General features: G+C 69.3%; 6 protein-coding genes and 5 pseudogenes. 10 read left to right on the top strand and 1 reads right to left on the bottom strand.

Annotated elements, in window-relative coordinates:
* Window positions 1-81: 81 nt before the first annotated feature.
* Complete coding sequence (locus AC2W7M_RS11565; RefSeq protein ID WP_486132490.1) at window positions 82-864, bottom strand: hypothetical protein; 783 nt, start codon at window positions 862-864, stop codon at window positions 82-84.
* A 250-nt stretch (window positions 865-1,114) separates the two neighbouring features.
* Between AC2W7M_RS11565 and dnaE the strand changes: the two are divergent.
* The 10 genes and pseudogenes from dnaE to AC2W7M_RS11515 form a co-directional block, all read left to right on the top strand.
* A pseudogene (gene dnaE / locus AC2W7M_RS11560) lies at window positions 1,115-4,590 on the top strand (DNA polymerase III subunit alpha).
* A 168-nt stretch (window positions 4,591-4,758) separates the two neighbouring features.
* Window positions 4,759-5,583 carry a sulfotransferase family protein gene (locus AC2W7M_RS11555; protein ID WP_486132489.1) on the top strand — a complete coding sequence of 275 codons (825 nt, stop codon included), beginning with the start codon at window positions 4,759-4,761 and terminating at the stop codon, window positions 5,581-5,583.
* Window positions 5,584-5,806: 223 nt separating this feature from the next.
* A pseudogene (locus AC2W7M_RS11550) lies at window positions 5,807-6,810 on the top strand (30S ribosomal protein S2).
* 132 nt (window positions 6,811-6,942) lie between these two features.
* Window positions 6,943-7,864 (top strand): annotated as a pseudogene (gene tsf, locus AC2W7M_RS11545) (translation elongation factor Ts).
* A gap of 19 nt (window positions 7,865-7,883) precedes the next feature.
* Window positions 7,884-8,654, top strand: coding sequence for a UMP kinase (gene pyrH / locus AC2W7M_RS11540; protein ID WP_486132488.1), 771 nt, complete (start codon window positions 7,884-7,886; stop codon window positions 8,652-8,654).
* Window positions 8,655-8,946: 292 nt separating this feature from the next.
* A complete protein-coding gene (gene frr, locus AC2W7M_RS11535) occupies window positions 8,947-9,510 on the top strand; it encodes a ribosome recycling factor (protein ID WP_486132491.1) in 564 nt (187 codons plus the stop codon).
* 87 nt (window positions 9,511-9,597) lie between these two features.
* The gene (locus AC2W7M_RS11530; protein WP_486132487.1) at window positions 9,598-10,308 is read left to right on the top strand and encodes an isoprenyl transferase; all 711 of its coding nucleotides are present in this window, start codon (window positions 9,598-9,600) and stop codon (window positions 10,306-10,308) included.
* A gap of 361 nt (window positions 10,309-10,669) precedes the next feature.
* Window positions 10,670-10,729: pseudogene (locus AC2W7M_RS11525) on the top strand (hypothetical protein); the annotation flags it as partial.
* 70 nt (window positions 10,730-10,799) lie between these two features.
* Complete coding sequence (locus AC2W7M_RS11520; RefSeq protein WP_486132486.1) at window positions 10,800-11,129, top strand: phosphatidate cytidylyltransferase; 330 nt, start codon at window positions 10,800-10,802, stop codon at window positions 11,127-11,129.
* 25 nt (window positions 11,130-11,154) lie between these two features.
* Window positions 11,155-11,338: pseudogene (locus AC2W7M_RS11515) on the top strand (1-deoxy-D-xylulose-5-phosphate reductoisomerase); the annotation flags it as partial.

The following is an 11,338-nucleotide window of genomic DNA, read 5'->3' as shown; positions in this document are numbered from 1 at the left end:
CACTTCTAGAGCGCGATTGGATCGCCCCGGCTGCGCTTGATCGGACACCTGCGGGCTTCGCCGCGCGTTCGGGCGCACCCCTCACGCGGCGTCGCGGCCGCCGGCCGCTGCCGCGATCAGGCGCTCGAAGGCGGGGCGGAACTTGGCGTCGATCAGCTTCGCCCCGGCCCGCATCTCGTCCGTGGTCACGCCGCTTGAGGTGTTGATGCGCCGCTGGCGGAACTGCGCGGCGCGCTCCGGAAGGCCGAGCGCGCTGATAAAGGCCGGGATGATGCCGCCCGCGCTTGCCGCCGCCTCGTAGGAGAGCAGGCGCAGCTCGCCCTTGGCGGCGGCGCGCCATTTTTCCGCCAGCACATCATAGTCGAGCCGCAGGATCACCTCGCCCGGCGGCTGGTAGGCGCCCTCCGCCAGCACGCCGGCCAGGAATTCCGCGAACGGCACCTGGATGTTCTGCAACGGAAACTCGCGGTAGAGCGAATTGGCATAGGCGCCCGGCGCCCGCAGATACATGAGGTAGACCGGCCTCCAGCCGGCCTCATGAATGCGGCGGTCCAGCTCGGCCAGCGCCTGCGGCCGGTCGGCGAGGAACTGGAACTCCTCGGAGGAAACCACGGCCTGCGGGCTGTCGATCTCGCTGAGTTCCGCCAAGAGCGCGTCGATGCCGCCGTGCGCGACCTTCGCCCGCGGGTCGCCCATCAGCAGCCAGGGAATGTTGTGATGGCCCGAGGAGCGCGCCGAAGGGCAGCCGGCCTTCGGCACGTAGGTGCCGTAGCGCACGAGCTTGCCGCCGTGCCGGTTGAGATACCACTGCACCGAGGTGGTGCCGGTCTTGTGGGTGCCGGCATGGACGAAGAGCGTGCGCATCTGGAGCCGTTTCGGCGTGGATCAGGGGAGGGGACTTTCCTCCAGAGAGGACCGGCGGTGCAAGGCGGAGCGGAACCGGCCACGGCCCCGCATTGGCTTGCGGCGCGAGAAGCCATGTGGAAACCAGGGATCGTTGGCGCCGATCCTCATCTCCCATGCGCCGCGCCCCGCCGAAGGACGCGAACGGGGCTATGCTCTGCGCCACGCAGGTTGCCGCTGCGCGATTCGCGATCGAGACCGAACGAGACCCATGCCCGATCCCGGCTTCATCCATCTGCATGTGCACTCCTCCTACTCGCTGCTGGAGGGGGCGATCTCCATCGGCAAGCTGGCGGACCTCGCCAAGGCGGACGGCCAGCCGGCGATGGCGCTCACGGACACGGGCAATCTCTTCGGCGCGCTGGAATTCTCGGAGAAGATGGCCGGCTCGGGCATCCAGCCCATCGCCGGCGTCTCGCTCGCGCTGGACCTACCGGAGCCGCCCGGCCCGCGCGGGGTGGTGCTGAAGGCAAGGAAGCCGCGCGTGGTCCTGCTCGCCAAGGACGAGGCGGGATGGCGCAATCTGATGCGTCTCGTCTCGCGCTCGTTCCTGGAGACCGCGAGCGAGGACGAGCCGCGCATCCTCCTCGACTGGCTGGCATCGGCCCATCAGGGCCTGATCGCGCTGACGGGCGGCCCGTCGGGACCGGTCGATCTCGCTTTGGCCGGCGGCCATGCGGACCTCGCCGCCCAGAGGCTCGATGCCCTTGCCGCCATCTTCGGCGACCGGCTCTATGTGGAATTGCAGCGCCACGGCACCGACGCCGAGCGCCTCGCCGAGCCGCAGCTTCTGGACCTCGCTTACGCCAAGGGCCTGCCGCTGGTGGCGGCGAACGAGCCGTTCTTCGGCTCCCATGCGGACTATGAGGCACACGACGCGCTGGTCTGCATCGCCGAGGGGCGTCTCGTCTCCGAGGGCGACCGGCGCCGCCTGACCGCAGAGCACCGCTTCAAGACCCGCAAGGAGATGCTGGACCTGTTCGCGGACCTGCCGGAGGCCACCGCGAACAGCGTCGAGATCGCCCGGCGCTGCGCCTTCCGGGTGAAAACGGTGAAGCCGATCCTGCCGCGCTTCACCTCGGGGGCCGGGGAGGGCGATCCGCTCGCGGAGGAGGCGGCGGAGCTGGAGCGCCAGGCCAAAGAGGGGCTCGCCGAGCGCCTCGCCAAGCACGGCCGCGCCGGCCGTCGGAGGTCGCCGCCTATGAGGAGCGGCTCGCCTACGAGATTTCCGTCATCACCAAGATGAAGTTCCCCGGCTACTTCCTGATCGTGTCGGACTTCATCAAATGGGCCAAGGCGCACGACATCCCGGTCGGGCCGGGCCGCGGCTCGGGCGCCGGCTCGCTGGTGGCCTATTCGCTCCAGATCACCGACCTCGACCCGCTGCGGTTCGGCCTGCTGTTCGAGCGCTTCCTGAACCCGGACCGCGTGTCCATGCCCGACTTCGACGTGGACTTCTGCCAGGAGCGCCGCGACGAGGTGATCCACTACGTCCAGGAGCGCTATGGGCGCGCCCAGGTGGCGCAGATCATCACCTTCGGCACCTTGCAGGCGCGCGGCGTGCTGCGCGACGTGGGCCGGGTGCTGGAAATGCCCTACGGCCAGGTGGACAAGCTGTGCAAGCTGGTGCCGCAGAACCCGGCCAACCCGGTCACGCTGAAGCAGGCCATCGCCGACGAGCCGCGCCTCCAGGCAGCCAAAGACCAGGAGGAGGTGGTCAAGCGCGCCTTCGACATCGCCGTGCGGCTGGAGGGGCTCAACCGCCACGCCTCCACCCATGCGGCCGGCATCGTCATCGGCGACAGGAAGCTCGACGAACTGGTTCCTCTCTACCGCGATCCCAAGTCCGACATGCCGGTCACCCAGTACAACATGAAGTGGGTGGAGCAGGCGGGGCTCGTGAAGTTCGACTTCCTCGGCCTCAAGACGCTGACCGTGATCGAGAAGGCGGTGCAGCTGATCCGCGCGCGCGGGATCGACCTCGACATCTCGAAAATCCCGCTCGACGATCCCAAGACCTACGCCATGCTGGCCAAGGGCGAGACGGTGGGCGTGTTCCAGGTGGAAAGCGCGGGCATGCGCCGCGCGCTGGTGGACATGAAGGCCGACCGCATCGAGGACATCGTGGCGCTGGTTGCGCTCTACCGTCCCGGCCCCATGGCCAATATCCCGGTCTATTGCGACTGCAAGCACGAGCGGGCGAAGCCGGACTATATCCACCCCAAGCTCGAGCCGTATTTGAAGGAGACGTTCGGCGTCATCATCTACCAGGAACAGGTGATGCAGATCGCCCAGGCGCTTTCGGGCTACTCGCTGGGCGAGGCCGACTTGCTGCGCCGCGCCATGGGCAAGAAGATCCGCGCCGAGATGGACAAGCAGCGCTCGCGCTTCGTCTCGGGCGCGGTGGAGCGCGGCATCGAGAAGGCGCAGGCCGACACCATCTTCGACCTGCTCGCCAAGTTCGCGGACTACGGCTTCAACAAGTCGCACGCCGCAGCCTATGCGCTGGTGGCCTACCAGACCGCCTGGCTGAAGGCGAACCACGCCACCGAATTCCTCGCCGCCTCCATGACGCTCGACAAGGGCAACACCGACAAGCTCGCGGAATTCCGCCAGGAAGCGCAGCGCCTCGGCATCGAGGTGGTGCCGCCGAACATCAACCTGTCGGCCCGCGAGTTCGGCGTGAAGGACGGCAAGATCATCTATGCCATGGCCGCCATCAAGGGCGTCGGCGAGGCGGCGGTGGAGGCGCTGGTGGCCGCGCGCGGGGAGCGTCCTTTCGCCAGCCTGTCGGATTTCGCCTCGCGCCTGCCGGTGAAGCTGGTGAACAAGCGCACTTTGGAGAGCCTTGCGGCCGCCGGCTGCTTCGACACGCTGGAAAAGAACCGCGCCAGGGCCTTCGCCGCCATCGACGCCATCGCCGCCCACGCCGCGCGCGAGGAGCAGGGGCGGGCCATGGGCCAGAACGACATGTTCGGCTCGGGGCCGGTGGCCGCCGAGCTGCCGCTGCCGGACGCCGCGCCCTGGATGCCGGCCGAGCGGCTGCAGAAGGAATACGACGCCGTCGGCTTCTTCCTGACCGGCCATCCGCTCGACGACTATGCCGAGGCGCTGAAGAAGCTGCGCGTGCGGCCCTACCAGGACTTCGCGCGCGGGGTGCGGGCCGGCGACACGTTCGGCCGGCTTGCGGCAACCGTCGTGTCGCGCCAGGAGCGGCGCACAAAGTCGGGTACCCGCATGGGGATCGTCGGGCTCTCCGATCCCTCGGGCCATTACGAGGCGGTGATCTTTTCCGAGGGGCTCGCGCAATTGCGCGACCTCCTGGAGCCGGGCACGGCGCTGCTGCTCACGGTGGCGGCCGAGCTGCAGGGCGAGGACGTGCGGGTGCGGATCCAGAACTGCGAGCGGCTCGACGCGCTCACCGCACGCAGCCACAAGGGCTTGCGCATCTTCCTGCGGTCGCCGGAGCCGATCGAGGGCATCGCCCGGCGGCTCGCGGACGGCGGCAGGGAGAGCGCCAAGGGCGGCGCGGACGCCGGCTCTGGCGCGGTCAGCCTGGTGCTGCTGGTGGATGACGCCAAGGCGGAGGTCGAAGTCAATCTGCCCGGGCGCTATCCGATCTCGCCGCAGATTGCCGGCGCCATCAAGGCAATACCCGGCGTCGTGGCGGTGGAGGCGGCGGCGTGAGATACACGCTGTTACTTTAAAAACCTATGGCCGGGGCCGGGCGAAGCTTGTCGCAGTGCACCAATCCGACTTATTGTCCGGCCGGTCAGGGCAATAACCGGAACCAGAGGTCGAACCCGCGTGTCCGCACAGCCGTTTTTCGGGCGGAGCGGGCGACGAGGAGTGTTCATGCAGCCTGCGAAGCGTGCCGTTCTCATCCTCGGCATGCACCGAAGCGGCACGTCATTGTGCTCCAAGATCGTCCACCTGATGGGCTTTGAAGCGCCCAGGACCCTGATGGCCGCCAACGAGGCCAATCCGGAAGGCTATTGGGAATCCGAGGTCATCTACAAGCTGAATGACCGGATTTTCGAGGCGTGCGGGACGCAATGGCACAAGCGCACCCGGATGACGGCGGACCCGATCGCGCTCACGCGCCGGAACGGCCTGTACCACGAGCTGACGGAACTGCTGGCGAGCGAATTCGGCGCCGCGGACCGGATCGTCCTGAAGGATCCGCGAATCTCGCGCCTGGTGCCGCTCTACGAGGCCGCACTGCTCGACTTGGGCTATCGCCCGACGCCGGTGCTGGTGGTGCGCAATCCCATGGAGGTGGCGGCGTCGCTGGCCAAGCGCGACCAGTTCACCACCGAGCGTGCCGTGCGGCTCTGGCTGCGCCACACGCTCGACGCGGAGCGCGCGACGCGCGGGCGGGCGCGGGCCGTCATATCCTATGAGGAAACGCTCCAGGACTGGCGCGTGGTGGTGTGCAAGGTGGCCGAAGCCCTGGGCGAGCCCGCCGAGCCGCTGTTGGCGCAGGCCGAGGAGCGGACCACCGAAGCGGCGCGGACCGACCTGCGGCACCATGCGCTGGCGCCGCCGGCCCCCACATCCTGGTTCCGATTCCTGTCGCGCCGCGCCTACGCCACGATGCAGGAACTGCTGGACGATCCCAACGACGTCGCCGCCGTGCGCAAGCTCGACCGCATCGCCGTCGCGTTCGAGACGTTCTGACGCGACGGTGTGAGGTCCAGAGGAACGACCGCGCGCGCGTCCCGCGGTCGTCGGATGCCGCCATTGCGGCGTTCGCCGCGCCGGCATCTTGCCTCTTGCAGCCGGCTCGCCTATAAGCCCGCCCATTCCGCACGCGGACATTCGGCCCAAATGGGCCATCCGGTGCCTTCGTCCCCGACGGGCCGAGGGTACGTCCGCGGAGGCTCAACCGGAGAATACCAAAGTGGCGCTTCCCGATTATTCGATGCGCCAGCTGCTTGAAGCTGGCGTGCACTTCGGCCATCAGGCCCACCGTTGGAACCCCAAGATGGCTCCGTACATCTTCGGCGTTCGCAACAACATCCATATCCTCGATCTGTCGCAGACCGTGCCCGCGCTCCACCGCGCGCTGCAGGCGGTGTCCGACACGGTGGCCCAGGGCGGCCGCGTGCTGTTCGTCGGCACCAAGCGCCAGGCCCAGGAGCAGGTGGCCGACGCCGCCCGCCGCTCCGCCCAGTATTATGTGAACCACCGCTGGCTCGGCGGCATGCTCACCAACTGGAAGACCATTTCCAACTCCATCGCGCGGCTGAAGAAGCTGGAGGAGATCTTGGCGGCGCCGGAGGCTTCCGCCGGCTACACCAAGAAGGAGCGCCTGACGCTCTCGCGCGAGAAGGAGAAGCTCGACAAGGCGCTGGGCGGCATCCGCGACATGGGCGGCCTGCCGGACCTGCTGTTCGTGATCGACACGAACAAGGAAGACATCGCCGTGAAGGAGGCGCAGCGCCTCGGCATTCCGGTGGCGGCCATCCTCGACACCAATTGCGATCCGGACGGCATCGCCTATCCGGTTCCGGGCAATGACGACGCCGGCCGGGCGATCCAGCTGTATTGCGAGCTCGTGGCGCGCGCCGCCATCGACGGCATCGGCCGCGGCCACACCGATCTCGGCATTGACGTCGGCGCCGAAGAGGCGCCGCTGGTGGAGGACCTGCCGGCGGAGACCAGCATCTGGTCGACCTTCGAGCCGCTGTCGGGCCGCGCGGCGTCGCCGACGATCTCAAGAAGCTCACCGGCGTCAGCCCGGAGATCGAGCTGAAGCTGAACGACCTCGGCATCTTCCATTTCTGGCAGATCGCCGGCCTCGACGCGGCCGATGCCCACCGCATCGGCGAGGAGGTGGGTCTGCCCGGCCGCGTGGACGGCTGGGTCGCCCAGGCCAAGGAGATGTCCGCCGAGGTGGAGTGACCTCGCCGGCCGGCGGCGCGCGCCCCGTCGCAGAGCTGACAGAATAGTGTGACTTAAGGGCGCCAAGCGCCCACACGGCCGGCTCGGGATCGCCTCGTGCCGGCCGTGGCGCGAGAAGAAGAGGATAGCAAGATGGCCGCGATCACTGCCGCTCTCGTCAAGGACCTGCGTGAGAAGACGCGCCGGCATGATGGACTGCAAGACCGCCCTCACCGAGACGGACGGCGACATCGAGGCCGCGATCGACTGGCTGCGCAAGAAGGGCCTCGCGAAGGCCGCCAAGAAGGCCGGCCGCGTCGCCGCCGAAGGGGCGGTGGCGGTGGAGTCCTCCGGCCACTATGCGGTGGCCGTCGAGGTGAATGCCGAGACCGATTTCGTCGCCCGCAACCCCGATTTCCAGGCCTTCGTGCGTGAGGTGGCCAAGGTCGGCCTCAACACCGACGGCACCCTGGAAGCCATTGCCGGCGCGAAGTTCCCGGGCGAGAGCGTCACCGTCGCCGAGCGCCTCACCGCGCTGATCGCCACCATCGGCGAGAACATGACGCTGCGCCGTTCGGCCAAGCTCACGGTCGCCCATGGCATCATTGCCACCTACGTGCACGGCGCGGTGGTGGAAGGCCAGGGCCGCATCGGCGTGCTGGTGGCGCTCGAATCGAAGGGCGACGTGGACAAGCTCGCGGCGCTCGGCCGGCAGATCGCCATGCATGTGGCGGCGCTCAACCCGCTGGCCCTCGACGCCTCCGGCATGTCCGAGGAGACCATCGCCCGCGAGAAGGCGATCCTGCTCGAGAAGCACCAGGGCAAGCCGGCCAACGTGCAGGACAAGATCGCCGAGAGCGGCATGAAGAGCTTCTTCAAGGAGAACACCCTCCTCGACCAAGCCTTCGTGCATGACGGCTCGAAGTCGGTGGCGCAGGTGCTGAAGGAGGCCGAGGGCCAGGTCGGCGCCCCGGTCGCCCTCACCGGGTTCGTGCGCTACGCGCTCGGCGAAGGCATCGAGAAGGAAGAGACCGACTTCGCCGCCGAGGTGGCCGCCGCCGCCGGCCAGTCCTGATTGCGGGGGAGGGGCTCCCATGGCTGCGTCTTCGGACGATTCGGATTATCCGGAGCCCCGGGCGTCGTTCGCGGCGCCCGGTCTGCCCTATCCCCGCATCCTGGTGAAGGTCTCGGGCGAGGCGCTCATGGGCGCCGAGCCCTTCGGTCTGCACCCGCCGACCGTCGCGGGCATCGCCCGTGACCTGGTGGCCGCGCGCGCGCTCGGCTGCGAGGTGGCGGTCGTGGTGGGCGGCGGCAACATCCTGCGCGGTGCGCGGGTGGCCGACGAGCATCTCGACCGCGCCACCGCCGATCATATGGGCATGCTCGCCACGGTGATGAACGGCCTCGCCCTGGAGCGCGCCATCGAGGCGGCGGGCGCGCCGGCGCGCACGCTTTCGGCCATTCCCATGCCCACCGTATGCGAGCCCTATGCCCGCCAGCCGGCGCTGCGGCATCTGCGGCGCGGCCGGATCGTGGTGCTCACCGGCGGCACCGGCAATCCCTATTTCACCACCGATACCGGCGCGGTGCTGCGCGCCGCCGAGCTGGACTGCGACGCGGTGCTCAAGGCCACCAACGTGGACGGCGTCTACACCGCCGACCCGAAGACCGATCCCGCCGCCACGCGCTATGACCGCCTGACCCACGACGAGGCCATCGCCCGCGATCTCAAGGTGATGGATGCGGCCGCCTTCGCCCTTGCCCGCGAGGCCGCATTGCCGATAATCGTATTCTCCATACGCGAGACGGGGGCGATCGCGGCGGCCGCCAAGGGCGAAGGACGGGTGACCCTCGTCGCCCCGTGACGCGGGCTATACGTTCTCCCACGTCTTCCGAAGTCGCGTGGCGCCGGCCCCGCAGGCTCCGCCGGCCATCGCTCGCACATCGGGCATGGCTGCTGCGGTGTCGGGTGCGGACCGTTTTTGCCGGCGCAGGCAGGCACGTCGCGCTTGCCATCGCCGGCGAGTGGCGCAAGAGGAATGCGGGCGACATCGCGCTCCCGTCGCGGGGCGCATCCGGGCGAGGGACCGGATCGGGGCCTGGCCGGTGGCGGCAGCACCGCCTCCTGCCGGCCGAACGAGAACAAGAGGATTGCCGATGAGCACCGAAAGTTTCGATATGGCCGACCTCAAGCGCCGCATGCAGGGCGCGGTCGGCGTGTTGCGGGATGAACTCGGCGGCCTGCGCACCGGCCGCGCCTCCGCCAGCCTTCTGGACCCCATTACCGTCGAGGCGTACGGGGCCCGGATGCCGCTCAACCAGGTGGCCACCGTCTCGGTGCCGGAGGCGCGTCTGCTGTCGGTGCAGGTGTGGGACCGCGGCATGGTCAATGCGGTGGAAAAGGCCATCCGCGACTCGAATCTCGGCCTCAATCCCTCCACCGAGGGCCAAGTGCTGCGCCTGCGCATTCCGGAACTCAACCAGGAGCGCCGCCAGGAACTGGTGAAGGTGGCCCACAAATATGCCGAACAGGCCCGCGTGGCGGTGCGTCATGTGCGCCGCGACGGCATGGACCACCTCAAGAAGGTGGAAAAGGACGGCGAAATGAGTTCCGATGATATCGATCGGCTCTCCAAGGACGTGCAGAAGGCCACCGACGAGACCATCGCCGAGATCGATCAGACCTTGGCGCAGAAGGAAAAGGAAATCCTTTCCGTTTGAGGCGCCGCGCCGTGAGCCCCGAACCCGCCATGACCCTGCCTGCCGCCGCGACGGATCTGAGCGCCCCCCGCGAAGGCGGGCGTGCGCGTGCCGGCGCACGTGGGCATCATCATGGACGGCAACGGCCGCTGGGCCACCTCCCGCGGCCTGCCGCGGGTGGAAGGTCACCGGCGCGGGGTGGAGGCGCTGCGCCGCTGCGTGCGGGCCGCGCGCGAGATCGGCATCCGCTACCTCACCATCTACAGCTTCTCCAGCGAGAACTGGTCGCGGCCCCTGAGCGAGGTCTCCGAGCTCATGAGCCTGCTGAAGCTGTTCCTGCGCCACGACCTCGCGGAGCTGCACGCGGCCGACGTGCGCATCAAGGTGATCGGCGAGCGCGAGAGCCTCGCCCCCGACATCCGCAACCTGCTGCACGACGCCGAGCAGCTCACCTGCCGCAATGGCGGCCTGACGCTGATCGTGGCCTTCAATTACGGCGCCCGCCAGGAGATCGCCGCCGCGGTGGCGCGCATCGCCGCCGATGCCGCGTCGGGCCGCATCCGGCCCGAGGACGTGAGCGTCGCAATGATCACCGAGCGGCTCGATACCGCCGGCATTCCCGACCCCGATCTCATCATCCGCACGTCGGGCGAGCAGCGGCTCTCCAATTTCCTGCTCTGGCAGGCGGCCTATGCGGAGTTCGTGTTCCTGCCCATCTACTGGCCGGATTTCGACCGCGCCGCGCTGGCCGCGGCCCTTGATGAGTTCAACCGGCGCGACCGCAGGTTCGGCGGCATCACCAAGCACGCCGGCGCCTAGATGCGCCTTCCCGGAGGCCGCGATCTCGGCCAGCGCGCCCTTTCCTCCCTGGTGCTCGCACCGGTGGTGCTGGCCGCGACCTATGTCGGCGGCTTGGCGTTCGTGATGCTGTGGACGCTCGCCGGGCTCGCGATCCTGATGGAATGGGCCGGCATCGCCCGGCTGGAGCGGCGGCGGGCCTGGCTCGCGCTGGCGGGCGTGGCGCTCGTGGGCGCCGGCGCGGCGCTCTATCTGGGCGCCGGGCAGGCGGCTTTCAGCCTGCTCTGCCTCGGCGCCGCCCTCTCGGTGTTCGTGGTGCCGCGCCAAAAGCGGCTTCGCGCTCGCGGGGGTCCTGGTGGCCGGGGCCGCCTGCCTGCCGGTGATGGCGCTGCGCAATGGCGGCGAATGGGGCTTTGCGGCCGTCCTGTTCCTGCTGGCGGTGGTATGGGCCACCGACATCTTCGCCTACTTCGTCGGCCGCCTGGTGGGCGGACCGCGTTTTGTGGCCGCGCGTGTCGCCGAACAAGACCTGGGCGGGCTCCATCGGCGGCGCGGTCGCCGGCATGGCCGCCGGTGTCGGCGTCGGCCTCGCCGCGGGGCTGCCGAGCGTGCTGCCGCTCGGCGCGCTGGCGTTCGTCATGAGCATCGCCGCGCAGGGCGGCGACCTGGCCGAATCGGCGGCCAAGCGATCGTTCGGCGTCAAGGATGCGGGCCGGCTCATTCCCGGCCATGGCGGCCTGCTCGACCGGCTCGACGGCTTCGCGTTCGCCTCGCTGATGGCGGTGGCGATCGGCCTGGCGCGGGATGCGGCCGATCCGGCGGCGGGCCTGCTCCTGTGGTAGGAAAGCGAGCGAGGACACGTCGCCCATGACAAGCCTTCCCCAGCGCCTGAGCGTTCTCGGAGGCACCGGCTCCATCGGCCGGAGCGTCGCCCGGGTGCTCGCCGCGCATCCGGACCGCTTCGCGGTGGAGGCGGTGGCGGGCGGCCGGGATGGCGCAGGCGCTTGCGCAGACGGCGCGTGCGCTGGGCGCGAGCTTGCGCGGCGATACG

The sequence above is a fragment of the Xanthobacter sp. BG11Y11_SDJG genome (assembly GCF_057364445.1).
Note: the sequence above shows the minus strand (reverse complement) of the source record. Positions and strands in the feature narration are given on the sequence as shown.